Source organism: Streptomyces sclerotialus (genome assembly GCF_040907265.1).
In the GTDB taxonomy this organism is placed as follows: Bacteria; Actinomycetota; Actinomycetes; order Streptomycetales; family Streptomycetaceae; genus Streptomyces; species Streptomyces sclerotialus.
The window spans coordinates 3403502-3418422 of record NZ_JBFOHP010000002.1; the positions used below are offsets into that span (position 1 = coordinate 3403502).

The window sequence follows — 14921 nt, forward strand, 5'->3', positions numbered from 1 at the left end:
CAGCCCGGCACCGGAACAACCGCTCCTGGCAAGGGGGCCGGTACGAAACCGGACTTGCCATGGCACGATGACTGACACCGCGGACCCCGGAACCCGACCGCCGCTGCGGACGGGCAGTGTGAAGGAGCGACGATGAACAACTCTCCGGGCTGGGCCTCGCCCGGATCCTCCCCCTCCGACGAGCCGGACCGCGGCCCTCAGGAGCAGCCCGCACCGTCCGAGAACACCACCGGCCGGCAGCCCGCCGACGCGCCTACGCCCGAACAGGGCCCAGCGGACCAGCAGCAGGCTCAGCAGCCGACGCCCGCGGCTCCGCAGGCAGCGGACCAGCGGCCCGCGTCCGGAGCGCCGCACACGGCCGGTCAGCAGCCCTCCGCCCAGTGGGCCAAGGAACAGCCGCCGGCCGGACAGTGGTCCGCGCCCAGCGGCGGCGCACCGGCCGGAGGCGCGCCAGGAGCCGGCGGAGGCGGTATCGGCGGAGACGGCGCCGACGGCGGCGGTTCCGGCTGGAATCCGCCGGGCGGCCCCGGCCCGCAGGGCGGCCCCGGCGGCCAACCGGGCTGGGGTGCACAGCCCGGCTGGGGCGGACAGCAAGGCTGGAACGGACAGCCCGGCCCCGGCGGCCCCAACTGGGGCGGCGGCCCGGCCGGCTGGGGCGGCGCATGGTCCCCGCCGCCTCCGGCTGCCAAGCCCGGCGTCATCCCACTGCGCCCGCTCGGCGTCAGCGAGATCCTGGACGGCGCGGTGGCCACGATGCGGGCGCACTGGCGCACCATGATGGGCATCTCGCTCGTCGTCGCCGTGATCACGCAGGCCCTCGCCACCGTCGTCTCGGGCGTGTGGTTCCGCGGCAGCGACAGCCTGGCCCTGGGGACCGACCCGAGCGCCGATCTCGACAAGGTCATGCGCGAGGCCGGCGGCCAGTTCGCCGCCGGCGGGATCACCTGGTTCATCGCCATGCTCGGCACGGTGGTCGCCACCGCGCTGATCACCATCGTCGTCAGCCGTGCCGTCCTGGGCCGCTCGGTCTCCCTCGGTGAGGCCTGGCGCGACTCGCGCCGGCAACTGCCCCGCCTCTTCGGGCTGCTGATCCTCGTGCCGCTGCTCATCCTGGCCGCCATGGCGGTCGCTCTGGTACCCGGCATCCTGGTCGCCGTGGCCGGGGCCGTACCGGCCGGTGTGGCTCTCGCGCTGCTGGGCGCGCTCGCCGCCACGGTCGCCGGGGTCTGGCTGTGGATCCGCTACTGTCTCGCCGCGCCGGCCCTGATGCTGGAGAAGCAGGGCGTCATCACGTCCATGCGCCGCTCCGCCAAGCTCGTACGCGGCTCCTGGTGGCGGGTGCTGGGCATCCAGCTGCTCACCGTGCTGATCGTGGTGCTCGTGGAGTTCATCGTCCAGATCCCGGCCACCGTCGTCGCCTTCCTCATCGGCGGCGACAGCATGGCGGACTGGATGGCCGGCACCGCCACGACGGGCTGGACGTTCCTGATCGTGTCCGGCATCGGGGCCGTGATCAGCTCGACCGTCACCTTCCCGATCAGCGCCGGCGTCACCGCGCTGCTCTACATGGACCAGCGGATCCGCCGGGAGGCGCTCGACCTGGAGCTCGCACGCGCGGCCGGCCTCCCCGGCTACGGCGCCGACGCGGCCCCCGCCCCCGGCCCCACGCCCGGGAGCTGATGCGGTGACGGCCGGGGGGAGAGTCGCCGTGCTCGCGCAGCAACTCGCGGGCACCGGCGACGACGTGCCCGTCAAGACGCCACGCATACCCGCCCGCGAGGCGGCGGAACGCGAACTGTCCAAGCCGCGGTACCACGAGTACGCCCCCAACCCGCTCCAGCGTGCCCTGAACTGGCTCTGGCAGCGCGTCGACGACCTCCTCGGCGCAGCCGCCGGGGCCACCCCCGGCGGCTGGGTCGGACTGCTCGTCATCGCCCTGGCCGCTCTGCTCCTGATCATCGCCCTCCGGCTGCGGCTCGGCGCCCTGCGCCGCACGCCCACCACCGGCCCCGCACTCTTCACCGACCGGCCCCGCACCGCCGCCGAACACCGCTCGGCCGCCGAAGCACACGCCGCCCTCAGTGACTGGGCCCCCGCCGTCCAGGAACGGATGCGGGCCATCGTCCTCGCCCTGGAGGAACGCGCGCTGCTCACACCGGCTCCGGGACGCACCGCCGACGAGGCGGCCACCGAGTCCGGCCGCGCCTTCCCCGCGCACGCCGACCGGCTCCGCGCCGCCGCCCGCACCTTCGACGCCATCACGTACGGGCACCGCGCCGGCACCGCAGAGGAATACGCTCTGCTCAGCGCCCTGGACACCGACCTGAGCCAGGCCAGGCCGCACCTCACCACCGCCGCCCCCGGGGCCGCCGGATGACCGCCTCCCCCGCGTACTCCACGTCCGTCTCGCCCACCGCCGCGAGGATCTGGTCGCGCTCCCGCGGCCTGCTGATCGCGCTCCTCGTCCTCGCCCTGGGCGGCATCGTCATCGCGGCCCTGAAATCCGGCGAACAGCACGGCCGCCTCGACCCGCGCTCCGCGGACCCCACCGGCAGCCGCGCACTCGCCACCCTGCTGTCCGAACGAGGCGTCAGCACCCGCGTCGTCACCAGCACCCGCGAGGCGGCCGACGCCATGGGCCCCGACACCACCCTGCTGGTCACCAACCCGAACCTGCTGGCCGACCGGCAGCTCGACACCTTGCGTACCGCCACCGGGCGCGCCACGGGCCGCACCGTCCTCCTCGGCCCCGACCAGGCAGCGCTCGACGCCCTGGCCCCCGGAGTACGAGCCGCGGAGCCCGCCGACGTCACCGTGCGCGCACCGGACTGCGCTCTGCCCGCCGCCCGCCGCGCCGGCGACGCCGACCTCGGCGGATTCCGCTACACCGGCTCCGGCCCCGACGCCGGCCGCTGCTACTCCGTCGACGGCCTGCCCACCCTGCTGCGCGTGCCGGGCAACACGGCGGAAGACACGGGACCAGCGAGCGGCTCCGGAGCCGCCGCCCCCGACACCGTGCTGCTCGGCTCCTCCGACCTGCTCCAGAACCACCGCCTCGCCGAGCGGGGCAACGCCTCGCTCGCCCTGCAACTCCTCGGTTCGCACCGTCATCTGGTCTGGTACCTCCCCTCCGTCAGTGATCCCTCGACCGCTCAGAACGGCGAGCGCTCTTTTCTCGACCTCATCCCTTCCGGCTGGCGCTGGGGACTGCTGCAGCTGGCCGTCGCCGCCGTACTGACCGCCCTCTGGCGCGCCCGCCGGCTCGGCCCCCTCGTCCCCGAGCGGCTGCCGGTCACCGTGCCCGCCGCCGAGACGACCGAGGGCCGCGCCCGCCTCTACCAGCAGGCCGGCGCCCGCGACCAGGCCGCCGCCGTCCTGCGCTCGGCCACCCGCACCCGGCTGGCCCCCCTCGTCGGTGTGCCTCCCCTCCACGTCGACACCGCGGACGTCCTCGTCCCGGCCGTCGCCACCCGCCTCACCGCGGACGGCGGTTCCGCCACAGCACTGCACGCCCTGCTCTTCGGCCCCGCGCCCGAGGACGACAAGGCCCTGGTCCAGCTGGCCGACCGACTCGACGACCTCGAACGCTCGATCCTTCTCCAAGAGAGGCACGCACCTCGTGAGCACCCCGACAGCTGACAGCGCCCGAGCTTCCCTGGAGGCTCTGCGCACCGAGATCGCCAAGGCCGTCGTCGGCCAGGACCCCGCCGTCACCGGCCTGGTCGTCGCGTTGCTCTGCCGAGGCCACGTCCTGCTCGAAGGCGTGCCCGGCGTCGCCAAGACCCTGCTCGTACGCTCCCTCGCGGCAGCGCTCGACCTGGGTACGAAGCGCGTCCAGTTCACCCCCGACCTCATGCCGAGCGATGTCACCGGCTCACTCGTCTACGACGCGCGCACCGCGGAGTTCTCGTTCCAGCCGGGCCCTGTCTTCACGAACATCCTGCTCGCGGACGAGATCAACCGGACCCCGCCCAAGACGCAGGCGTCCCTCCTCGAAGCCATGGAAGAGCGCCAGGTGACCGTGGACGGCACGCCTCGGCCCCTGCCCGAACCGTTCCTGGTCGCCGCGACGCAGAACCCTGTGGAGTACGAGGGCACCTATCCCCTGCCCGAGGCCCAGCTCGACCGCTTCCTGCTCAAGCTCACGGTCCCGCTGCCCGCCCGCCAGGACGAGATCGGCATCCTCACCCGGCACGCCGAGGGCTTCAGCCCACGCGATCTCGAATCCGCCGGGCTACGCCCCGTCGCCGGCGCCGCCGACCTCGAAGCCGCCCGGGCAGCCGTCGCCAAGACCGCCGTGTCCCCCGACATCGCCGCCTACATCGTCGATATCTGCCGTGCCACGCGTGAATCCCCCTCGTTCTCCCTCGGTGTCTCCCCCCGAGGTGCCACCGCACTGCTTTCCACGGCCCGCGCCTGGGCCTGGCTGACCGGCCGTGACTACGTCACCCCCGACGACGTCAAGGCCCTGGCCCTCCCCACACTGCGCCACCGCGTCCAGCTCCGCCCCGAAGCGGAGATGGAAGGAGTCACGACCGACTCCGTCATCTCCGCGATCCTCGCCCACCTCCCCGTCCCCCGCTGAGCCACGTCATGGCCCTCACCGGACGTACCGCACTTCTCGCGGCTCTCGGCGCACTCGTCGTCGGTCTGCTGCTCCCTGGCTGGACCGGCATCCTCACCGTCCAGCTCTTCTTGCTTGCAGCAATTTTGTGCGACCTCTCACTCGCCGCGCCAGTGCGAAAGCTGCAGTTCACCCGTACCGGCGACACATCAGTTCGACTCGGTGACGCTGTCCCCACGCACCTCACCATCACCAATCCCACCGGGCGCCCCTTGCGTGCCGACCTCCGCGACGCCTGGCCCCCCAGTGCCTTCCACCCCGGCACCGAATTCGCCGCATCACGGCACCGCCTCCGCATCCCCGCGTCCGAGCGCCGCCGCGTCACCACGTCCCTGCACCCCACCCGCCGCGGCGAGCACCGCGCCGTACGCATCACCGTCCGGTCGTACGGGCCGCTCGGCCTGGCCGCCCGCCAAGGCAGCCATCACGTCCCCTGGGCCGTCCGTGCCCTGCCGCCGTTCACCAGCCGCAAGCACCTGCCCGCGAAGCTCGCCCGCCTGCGCGAACTCGACGGCCGCACCAGCATCCTCACGCGCGGCGAGGGCACGGAGTTCGACAGCCTGCGTGACTACACCCCCGGCGACGACACCCGGTCCATCGACTGGCGCGCCACCGCACGGCAGCAGACCGTCGCCGTACGCACCTGGCGGCCCGAACGCGACCGTCACATCCTCCTGGCCCTGGAAACCGGCCGTACCTCGGCCGGCCGAGTCGGTGACATCCCCCGCCTCGACGCCTCCATGGACGCCGCGCTGCTCCTCGCGGCCCTTGCCTCCCGCGCCGGCGACCGCGTCGACCTGCTCGCCTACGACCGCCGCGTACGCGCCGCCGTCCACGGCCGCACGGCACGCGACCTGCTGCCCGCGCTGACCGACGCGCTGACTCCGCTGGAGGCCGAGCTCGTCGAGGCCGACGCTCGCGGCCTGGCGGCGGCGATCCGCCGCAGCGCCCCGCGCCGCTCCCTCATCGTGCTGTTCACCGGCCTCGACGCGGCGCCGGTCGAGGAGGGCCTGCTGCCCGTACTCCCCGGCCTCACGCGGAACAACGAGGTCATCGTGGCCGCGGTGGCAGACCCGCGTATCGAGTCCATGGCCCGGTCCCGCCACACCCCCACCGACGTGTACGCCGCGGCCGCCGCGGAACGCACGCGTGCGGAGCGCCTCCGCACCGCGGATCGACTCCGCCGCAATGGCGTCACCGTCGTCGACGCCACGCCGGCCCGTCTCGCCCCTGAACTGGCCGACGCGTACCTCGCCCTCAAGGCTTCCGGACGTCTCTGAGAAAGCCGCAGAGGAGGGCGTGAGGTCCCTCCGGACTGCCTCGTCCGAAACTACCTCGGGGGTGGGCGGAAGCTTTCCCGCTTCGCCTTTCCTCGCCTCCCTCACCGGCTCCAGAAGGGGCCGGCCAAGCGAGGCCAGGCGAGGCGGCCAGTCGAAACCTGCCGTCTCGCTTCGAGGTTCGACGGGTCCGGGCCGTAAACGCAGAAAAGCCCCGCACCATACGGTGCGGGGCTTTCCCACAAAAATTGTTCGGCGGCGTCCTACTCTCCCACAGGGTCCCCCCTGCAGTACCATCGGCGCTGAAAGGCTTAGCTTCCGGGTTCGAAATGTAACCGGGCGTTTCCCTAACGCTATGACCACCGAAACACTATGAAGATAACAACTCCAGCCGACAAGGCGAGTTCGTTACTTCAGAACAAACACAGTGGACGCGAGCAACTGAGGACAAGCCCTCGGCCTATTAGTACCAGTCAACTCCACCCGTTACCGGGCTTCCATATCTGGCCTATCAACCCAGTCGTCTACTGGGAGCCTTACCCTCTCAAGGAGGTGGGAGCACTCATCTCGAAGCAGGCTTCCCGCTTAGATGCTTTCAGCGGTTATCCCTCCCGAACGTAGCCAACCAGCCATGCCCTTGGCAGGACAACTGGCACACCAGAGGTTCGTCCGTCCCGGTCCTCTCGTACTAGGGACAGCCCTTCTCAATACTCCTACGCGCACAGCGGATAGGGACCGAACTGTCTCACGACGTTCTAAACCCAGCTCGCGTACCGCTTTAATGGGCGAACAGCCCAACCCTTGGGACCGACTCCAGCCCCAGGATGCGACGAGCCGACATCGAGGTGCCAAACCATCCCGTCGATATGGACTCTTGGGGAAGATCAGCCTGTTATCCCCGGGGTACCTTTTATCCGTTGAGCGACGGCGCTTCCACAAGCCACCGCCGGATCACTAGTCCCGACTTTCGTCCCTGCTCGACCCGTCAGTCTCACAGTCAAGCTCCCTTGTGCACTTACACTCAACACCTGATTGCCAACCAGGCTGAGGGAACCTTTGGGCGCCTCCGTTACCCTTTGGGAGGCAACCGCCCCAGTTAAACTACCCACCAGACACTGTCCCTGATCCGGATCACGGACCCAGGTTAGACATCCAGCACGACCAGAGTGGTATTTCAACAATGACTCCACCATGACTGGCGTCACGGCTTCACAGTCTCCCACCTATCCTACACAAGCCGAACCGAACACCAATATCAAGCTATAGTAAAGGTCCCGGGGTCTTTCCGTCCTGCTGCGCGAAACGAGCATCTTTACTCGTAGTGCAATTTCACCGGGCCTATGGTTGAGACAGTCGAGAAGTCGTTACGCCATTCGTGCAGGTCGGAACTTACCCGACAAGGAATTTCGCTACCTTAGGATGGTTATAGTTACCACCGCCGTTTACTGGCGCTTAAGTTCTCAGCTTCGCCTGGTCGAAACCAAGCTAACCGGTCCCCTTAACGTTCCAGCACCGGGCAGGCGTCAGTCCGTATACATCGCCTTACGGCTTCGCACGGACCTGTGTTTTTAGTAAACAGTCGCTTCTCGCTGGTCTCTGCGGCCACCACCAGCTCAGAGGGAAAACCTCATCACCAGCAATGGCCCCCCTTCTCCCGAAGTTACGGGGGCATTTTGCCGAGTTCCTTAACCATAGTTCACCCGAACGCCTCGGTATTCTCTACCTGACCACCTGAGTCGGTTTAGGGTACGGGCCGCCATGAAACTCGCTAGAGGCTTTTCTCGACAGCATAGGATCATCCACTTCACCACAATCGGCTCGGCATCAGGTCTCACCCTTCAACGTGCGACGGATTTGCCTACCGCACGGGCTACACCCTTACCCCGGGACAACCACCGCCCGGGCTGGACTACCTTCCTGCGTCACCCCATCACTCACCTACTACAAGTCTGGTTCGTCGGCTCCACCACTCCCCTACGCTCCGAAGAGCTCAGGGCGGCTTCACGGACTTAGCATCGCCTGATTCGATGTTTGGCGCTTCAAAGCGGGTACCGGAATATCAACCGGTTGTCCATCGACTACGCCTGTCGGCCTCGCCTTAGGTCCCGACTTACCCTGGGCAGATCAGCTTGACCCAGGAACCCTTAGTCAATCGGCGCACACGTTTCTCACGTGTGAATCGCTACTCATGCCTGCATTCTCACTCGTGAACCGTCCACAACTCGTTTCCACGGCTGCTTCACCCGGCACACGACGCTCCCCTACCCATCACGATCCCCGTTGGGGGTCATATCGCAATGACACGACTTCGGCGGTGTGCTTGAGCCCCGCTACATTGTCGGCGCGGAATCACTTGACCAGTGAGCTATTACGCACTCTTTCAAGGGTGGCTGCTTCTAAGCCAACCTCCTGGTTGTCTCTGCGACTCCACATCCTTTCCCACTTAGCACACGCTTAGGGGCCTTAGTCGATGCTCTGGGCTGTTTCCCTCTCGACCATGGAGCTTATCCCCCACAGTCTCACTGCCGCGCTCTCACTTACCGGCATTCGGAGTTTGGCTAAGGTCAGTAACCCGGTAGGGCCCATCGCCTATCCAGTGCTCTACCTCCGGCAAGAAACACACGACGCTGCACCTAAATGCATTTCGGGGAGAACCAGCTATCACGGAGTTTGATTGGCCTTTCACCCCTAACCACAGGTCATCCCCCAGGTTTTCAACCCTGGTGGGTTCGGTCCTCCACGAAGTCTTACCTCCGCTTCAACCTGCCCATGGCTAGATCACTCCGCTTCGGGTCTTGAGCATGCTACTGAAGTCGCCCTCTTCGGACTCGCTTTCGCTACGGCTTCCCCACACGGGTTAACCTCGCAACATACCGCAAACTCGCAGGCTCATTCTTCAAAAGGCACGCAGTCACGACATACAGCAAGCTGTATGCGACGCTCCCACGGCTTGTAGGCACACGGTTTCAGGTACTATTTCACTCCGCTCCCGCGGTACTTTTCACCATTCCCTCACGGTACTATCCGCTATCGGTCACCAGGGAATATTTAGGCTTAACGGGTGGTCCCGCCAGATTCACACGGGATTTCTCGGGCCCCGTGCTACTTGGGTGTCTCTCCAACGAGCCGCTGATGTTTCGGCTACGGGGGTCTTACCCTCTACGCCGGACCTTTCGCATGTCCTTCGCCTACATCAACGGTTTCTGACTCGTCCCACAGCCGGCAGACTGCAGACAAGAGATCCCACAACCCCGCACTGGCAACCCCTGCCGGGTATCACACCAATACGGTTTGGCCTCATCCGGTTTCGCTCGCCACTACTCCCGGAATCACGGTTGTTTTCTCTTCCTGCGGGTACTGAGATGTTTCACTTCCCCGCGTTCCCTCCACACTGCCTATGTGTTCAGCAGCGGGTGACAGCCCATGACGACTGCCGGGTTTCCCCATTCGGAAACCCCCGGATCAAAGCCTGGTTGACGACTCCCCGGGGACTATCGCGGCCTCCCACGTCCTTCATCGGTTCCTGGTGCCAAGGCATCCACCGTGCGCCCTTAAAAACTTGGCCACAGATGCTCGCGTCCACTGTGCAGTTCTCAAGCAACGACCAGCCACCCACCACCCCAACCGCTACCGGTCGAGTTCACTGGGGCCGGCGTCTGTGAAGGAACGAACTCTCGTCCGTGCCCTCAGACACCCAACAGCGTGCCCGACACATCCAGCCGATCCTCACGTTCCACGCCGAAGCAGTACTAGTGGTCTCGAAACCGAGTGTGCCGAGTAGTCAACGTTCCACCCATGAGCAACCAGCATCAGACGTTCGCTGATGTTCTGGCCTCTGAACCAGCCCCGAAGGACCGGCTTAGAAGTGCTCCTTAGAAAGGAGGTGATCCAGCCGCACCTTCCGGTACGGCTACCTTGTTACGACTTCGTCCCAATCGCCAGTCCCACCTTCGACGATTCCCTCCCACAAGGGGTTGGGCCACCGGCTTCGGGTGTTACCGACTTTCGTGACGTGACGGGCGGTGTGTACAAGGCCCGGGAACGTATTCACCGCAGCAATGCTGATCTGCGATTACTAGCGACTCCGACTTCATGGGGTCGAGTTGCAGACCCCAATCCGAACTGAGACCGGCTTTTTGAGATTCGCTCCACCTCGCGGTATCGCAGCTCATTGTACCGGCCATTGTAGCACGTGTGCAGCCCAAGACATAAGGGGCATGATGACTTGACGTCGTCCCCACCTTCCTCCGAGTTGACCCCGGCAGTCTCCTGTGAGTCCCCATCACCCCGAAGGGCATGCTGGCAACACAGAACAAGGGTTGCGCTCGTTGCGGGACTTAACCCAACATCTCACGACACGAGCTGACGACAGCCATGCACCACCTGTACACCGACCACAAGGGGGCGCCTGTCTCCAGACGTTTCCGGTGTATGTCAAGCCTTGGTAAGGTTCTTCGCGTTGCGTCGAATTAAGCCACATGCTCCGCCGCTTGTGCGGGCCCCCGTCAATTCCTTTGAGTTTTAGCCTTGCGGCCGTACTCCCCAGGCGGGGAACTTAATGCGTTAGCTGCGGCACGGACGACGTGGAATGTCGCCCACACCTAGTTCCCAACGTTTACGGCGTGGACTACCAGGGTATCTAATCCTGTTCGCTCCCCACGCTTTCGCTCCTCAGCGTCAGTATCGGCCCAGAGATCCGCCTTCGCCACCGGTGTTCCTCCTGATATCTGCGCATTTCACCGCTACACCAGGAATTCCGATCTCCCCTACCGAACTCTAGCCTGCCCGTATCGAATGCAGACCCGGGGTTAAGCCCCGGGCTTTCACATCCGACGCGACAAGCCGCCTACGAGCTCTTTACGCCCAATAATTCCGGACAACGCTTGCGCCCTACGTATTACCGCGGCTGCTGGCACGTAGTTAGCCGGCGCTTCTTCTGCAGGTACCGTCACTTGCGCTTCTTCCCTGCTGAAAGAGGTTTACAACCCGAAGGCCGTCATCCCTCACGCGGCGTCGCTGCATCAGGCTTGCGCCCATTGTGCAATATTCCCCACTGCTGCCTCCCGTAGGAGTCTGGGCCGTGTCTCAGTCCCAGTGTGGCCGGTCGCCCTCTCAGGCCGGCTACCCGTCGTCGCCTTGGTAGGCCATTACCCCACCAACAAGCTGATAGGCCGCGGGCTCATCCTGCACCGCCGGAGCTTTCCACACGGAGACCATGCGATCCCGTGTCGTATCCGGTATTAGACCCCGTTTCCAGGGCTTGTCCCAGAGTGCAGGGCAGATTGCCCACGTGTTACTCACCCGTTCGCCACTAATCCACCACCGAAGCGGCTTCATCGTTCGACTTGCATGTGTTAAGCACGCCGCCAGCGTTCGTCCTGAGCCAGGATCAAACTCTCCGTGAATGCTTCCCCGTGATCGGGGCGAACACCACGAGAGCGGAACAGATCGGAGGAATAGTCCGATCCGTTCACAGCGTCCTCGCTGTGTTGCCTCCCAAACTTGGGAGGACTTTCAAAGGAACCTCGTCCCAGCAGAGCTGCTGGAGACGGGGTATCAACATATCTGGCGTTGACTTTTGGCACGCTGTTGAGTTCTCAAGGAACGGACGCTTCCTTTGTACTCACCCTCTCGGGCTTTCCTCCGGGCGCTTCCCTTCGGTGTTTCCAACCTTACCAGATCCTTTTCGGTGATCCGGCCCCCTGCTGGAGCGGGGTTCGCTTTCCGGTCCGGCCCTTTCGGGCTTTCCCTTTCGGCGGTTCCGACTTTACCAGATCCTCGCCCGTGCCGTTTCCGGTTCGGATTTGTTTCCGGTGGCCTTTGGATTGGCCTTTCGTCTTTCGACGTTTCCGACTTTATCAGAAGCGTTTTCGCCGATTTGATCGGCCTGGCGTTCCCGATGAGAGTTCGGAAGGACTCCGTCGAATCGAATCCCGACCGGAGCGCAGTAGATGCTAACTGTCGCGGAGGAGCTTGTCCAACTCCTGGCAACCGTTTGAATCTACCTCCCCCAGTCGTCCGTGTCAACGGGTTTCCTGGGGTGATGAGGAGATTAGCAGCTCAGGGGTGCCCGATGCACATCCGGCTTTCTGCTGCGGCTGAGGCCGCAGGTCAGGCAGCGGTCGGGACCGTTGCCTGCCGGTCGGAACTTTCGATGTCGCCGGTCTCTCCTGCCCGCGCCGCGCGCCGGCCGGGCCCGTAGACGTACGCGAGGAAGGCCAGTTCGGCGACGACGCCAATGCCGATGCGGGCCCAGGTGGGCAGGCCGGAAGGCGTGACGAAGCCTTCGATGGCTCCGGAGACGAACAGTACGGCGGCCAGTCCCAGAGCCACGCCGAGCGCCGCGCGCCCTTCCTGTGCCAGGGCGTCCCGTCGGGTGCGGGGCCCCGGGTCGATGACCGTCCAGCCCAGCTTCAGGCCCACGCCGCCGGCGGCGAACACGGCAGTCAGCTCGAGGAGGCCGTGGGGCAGGATCAGCCCGAGGAACGTGTCGAGACGGCCCGCGGAGGCCATCAGGCCGATGCCGACTCCCACGTTGAGCATGTTCTGGAAGAGGACCCAGAGGGCCGGTACGCAGAGGAATGCGCCGAGGACCAGGCAGAGGGCCGCGGCCTGGGCGTTGTTCGTCCACACCTGGGCGGCGAAGGAGGCGGCGGGGTGGCTGGAGTAGTACGTCTCGTACTGGCCGCCCGGCTTGGTCATCTCCCGTAGGGCGTCGGGCGCTCCGATGGAGGCCTGCACCTCCGGGTGCGCGGCGATCCACCAGCCGATGACGGCGGCGACCACCGTGGACAGGATCGCGGTGGGGATCCACCAGTGGCGGAGACGGTAGAGCGCGGCGGGGAACGAGGTCGTGAAGAAGCGGGCGGCGTCCCGCCAGGAGGCCTTGCGCGCTCCCGTCACGGCGCTGCGTGCCCGGGCGACCAGGGAGGTCAGCCGGGCGGTCACGGCGGGGTCCGGTGCGGTGGACTGGAGCAGCGAGAGGTGGGTGGTGGCGCGCTGGTAGAGGGTGATCAGTTCATCGGCCTCGGCGCCGGAGAGGCGGCGCTTGCGGCGCAGCAGCTCTTCGAGGCGTGCCCACTCGGCTCTGTGCGCGGTGACGAAGACATCGAGGTCCATTCGGTAGCGCTCCTCGTCCCACGGTGACGGTCCTGGTCCTCATGATGAACGTACTGGGCCGATTGTCGTATCCGCTTGGCAGACTGGCGGTGCCGGCAGCGGGGCGGGCGGGGTCCAAGGCGAGGGAGGACGGCACGGATGAACGAGCTGGTGACGGGTGAGGCGGTCGTCCTCGGGCTGCGGCCGGCCAGGCTGCCGAGCCGGGCGCTGGCGGTCCTCATCGACCTTGCCGTGGCCTGGGCCGGCTACATCGCCGTCTCCATGACGCTGCTCGCCGCTACGGCGTCGCTGGACCCGGCCGCGGTGGCGGCGGTTTCGGTGGCGGCCTTCGTCCTCGTACTGATCGGGATCCCGATCGTGGTCGAGACGCTGAGCCATGGCCGCTCGCTCGGGAAGCTGGCGTGCGGGCTGCGCGTGGTACGCGAGGACGGCGGTCCGATCCGCTTCCGGCACGCGCTGGTGCGCGGGGCGATGGGGGCCATCGAGATCGTGCTGACGATGGGGGTCGTGGCATGCATCGCCTCGCTGGTGTCGGCGCGCGGGCGGCGGCTCGGGGACGTGTTCGCCGGCACGGTTGTCGTGCGCGAGCGGATACCGGTGCCGCGGGGCGGTGCGGCGCTGCCGCCTCCGCCCCCCTGGCTCGCGGGACAGCTCGGCGCGCTGGACCTGTCGCGGGTGCCGGACAGCTGGTGGCTGGCCGTGCGGCAGTTCCTGGCGCGGACGGGTCAGCTGGATCCGCAGGTCGGGTGGCGGATGGCGGGGCAGCTGGCCGAGGACTTCGCAGGGTGGACGGGAGCGGGGCTGCCGCAGGGGATGCATCCCGCCGCCTATCTGTCGGCGGTGGTGTCCGAGCGGCAGGGGCGGGAAGCGCGGCGGGCCTTCGGAGCCGAGCGGACTTCCGGAGTCGGGGGGACTGGGGTTCCTGGAGCTGTGGAAGGGGCGGCCAGGGCCGCGGCGGCGGGGGGATCGGCGGTGCCCGTGCCTGCGGCCGGGACGGAGGCAGCAGGTACTACGAGTGCTGCTCGCGCCGCTGATGGCTCGGCGGAGGCGGAACGCGCGGCAGGAGCGGCGGACGCGGCACCCGCGGCGGGGGCGGGGCGTACGACGGGGTTCGTGCCGCCCGCGTGAGTCGCCGCGTGAGGTGATCGCGCGGGTGCCGGGGCCGTCAGAAGTCCGTGGCGGTGTCGGTGGGGAAGGTGGAGGGCGGGGATTCGAGGTCTTCCAGCTCGATGCCGGGGGCGGAGAGGACGACGTCGCCGGCGATGTGGATCGCGTGCTGCTCGCCGGTCTCCAGGTCGTTGACCTGGTACTCGTCCACGGTCAGCGGGCCGTTGTCAGTGGTGTGTGCTGTCCTGTTCGCCAGGGCCCAGGACTGGTCGAGGGTGCGGGGGGCGAGGACGGGGGGTGTGAAGGCCACGAGACGGGCGCGGACGGCTCCGGAGCCGGGGGCGGGGCGCAGCAGCCGGGCGGTGGCGACGAGGAAGGCGGGGGACGCGCCGGTGAAGGCGTGGGCGCGGACGTTGCCTTCGGTGGCGTGCGTGCCGGACGGGTCGGTACGGACCCAGGTGACGCCTTCGAGCGCGGCACCGCGTACCTGCCAGGAAGAGGCGTGGAGCTCGAGCCGGATGGGGCGGCCGAGGTCGTCGAGGGTGAGGTCGACGGAGCCGGCGTGGTCGCCGGAGGGGGTGGTGATCTGCGAGACGTAACGCCAGCCGGAGGGGCCGGTGGCGCAGTGGAAGTGCTCTTCACCGAGGGGGGTGTGATCGTGCGGATCGTGCAGCGAGTAGCGGCCGCGGGGCATGGGGGTCCTTCGATGGTTCCGGCAGTCGTTCCCGCCAAGGGGGCTGCCGTCGAGGCTACGCAAGGCCTTGCGCGGGCCAGGCCCCCGCCCGGGAGGACGG

At 67.3% G+C, this 14921-nt stretch carries 8 protein-coding genes and 3 rRNA genes; 6 read left to right on the forward strand and 5 right to left on the reverse strand.

Annotation, left to right across the window (positions count from 1 at the left end; genetic code table 11):
* The first annotated feature begins 132 nt into the window (after window positions 1–132).
* The 5 genes from AAC944_RS15055 to AAC944_RS15075 are packed head-to-tail and all read left to right on the forward strand — an operon-like array spanning window position 133 to window position 5904.
* A complete protein-coding gene (locus tag AAC944_RS15055) occupies window positions 133–1680 on the forward strand; it encodes a DUF7847 domain-containing protein (RefSeq protein WP_030625195.1) in 1548 nt (515 codons plus the stop codon).
* A 28-nt stretch (window positions 1681–1708) separates the two neighbouring features.
* The gene (locus tag AAC944_RS15060; RefSeq protein WP_368397196.1) at window positions 1709–2377 is read left to right on the forward strand and encodes a DUF4129 domain-containing protein; all 669 of its coding nucleotides are present in this window, start codon (window positions 1709–1711) and stop codon (window positions 2375–2377) included.
* Complete coding sequence (locus AAC944_RS15065) at window positions 2374–3639, forward strand: DUF4350 domain-containing protein (protein WP_030625201.1); 1266 nt, start codon at window positions 2374–2376, stop codon at window positions 3637–3639. The genes AAC944_RS15060 and AAC944_RS15065 overlap by 4 nt, the downstream gene beginning before the upstream one ends.
* Window positions 3620–4585 carry an AAA family ATPase gene (locus AAC944_RS15070; RefSeq protein ID WP_030625204.1) on the forward strand — a complete coding sequence of 322 codons (966 nt, stop codon included), beginning with the start codon at window positions 3620–3622 and terminating at the stop codon, window positions 4583–4585. Before AAC944_RS15065 ends, AAC944_RS15070 begins: the two co-directional genes overlap by 20 nt.
* A gap of 8 nt (window positions 4586–4593) precedes the next feature.
* A complete protein-coding gene (locus tag AAC944_RS15075) occupies window positions 4594–5904 on the forward strand; it encodes a DUF58 domain-containing protein (RefSeq protein ID WP_030625206.1) in 1311 nt (436 codons plus the stop codon).
* Between the two features lie 247 nt (window positions 5905–6151).
* Here the strand turns inward: AAC944_RS15075 and rrf are convergent.
* The 4 genes from rrf to AAC944_RS15095 form a co-directional block, all read right to left on the reverse strand.
* A 5S ribosomal RNA gene (gene rrf, locus AAC944_RS15080) occupies window positions 6152–6268 on the reverse strand.
* Window positions 6269–6344: 76 nt separating this feature from the next.
* Window positions 6345–9466: ribosomal RNA gene (locus AAC944_RS15085) — 23S ribosomal RNA — on the reverse strand.
* Between the two features lie 311 nt (window positions 9467–9777).
* A 16S ribosomal RNA gene (locus AAC944_RS15090) occupies window positions 9778–11306 on the reverse strand.
* The 16S, 23S and 5S rRNA genes sit together here, the layout of an rRNA operon.
* 706 nt (window positions 11307–12012) lie before the next feature.
* Window positions 12013–13020 carry a stage II sporulation protein M gene (locus AAC944_RS15095; protein WP_030625496.1) on the reverse strand — a complete coding sequence of 336 codons (1008 nt, stop codon included), beginning with the start codon at window positions 13018–13020 and terminating at the stop codon, window positions 12013–12015.
* Between the two features lie 138 nt (window positions 13021–13158).
* Between AAC944_RS15095 and AAC944_RS15100 the strand changes: the two genes are divergently transcribed.
* The gene (locus AAC944_RS15100) at window positions 13159–14148 is read left to right on the forward strand and encodes an RDD family protein (RefSeq protein ID WP_030625493.1); all 990 of its coding nucleotides are present in this window, start codon (window positions 13159–13161) and stop codon (window positions 14146–14148) included.
* A gap of 37 nt (window positions 14149–14185) precedes the next feature.
* On the opposite strand, the gene AAC944_RS15105 is transcribed toward AAC944_RS15100, so the two are convergent.
* Window positions 14186–14821, reverse strand: a complete 636-nt coding sequence (locus AAC944_RS15105) for a hypothetical protein (protein WP_030625490.1) — start codon at window positions 14819–14821, stop codon at window positions 14186–14188.
* Window positions 14822–14921 lie beyond the last annotated feature (100 nt).

Excerpts from the sequence above, each read along its gene's own strand:
- AAC944_RS15055 (WP_030625195.1), top strand. The coding sequence starts at position 133 with ATGAACAACTCTCCGGGCTGGGCCTCGCCCGGATCCTCCCCCTCCGAC.
- AAC944_RS15065 (WP_030625201.1), top strand. The coding sequence starts at position 2,374 with ATGACCGCCTCCCCCGCGTACTCCACGTCCGTCTCGCCCACCGCCGCG.
- AAC944_RS15075 (WP_030625206.1), top strand. The coding sequence starts at position 4,594 with ATGGCCCTCACCGGACGTACCGCACTTCTCGCGGCTCTCGGCGCACTC.
- AAC944_RS15095 (WP_030625496.1), bottom strand. The coding sequence starts at position 13,020 with ATGGACCTCGATGTCTTCGTCACCGCGCACAGAGCCGAGTGGGCACGC.
- AAC944_RS15100 (WP_030625493.1), top strand. The coding sequence starts at position 13,159 with ATGAACGAGCTGGTGACGGGTGAGGCGGTCGTCCTCGGGCTGCGGCCG.
- AAC944_RS15105 (WP_030625490.1), bottom strand. The coding sequence starts at position 14,821 with ATGCCCCGCGGCCGCTACTCGCTGCACGATCCGCACGATCACACCCCC.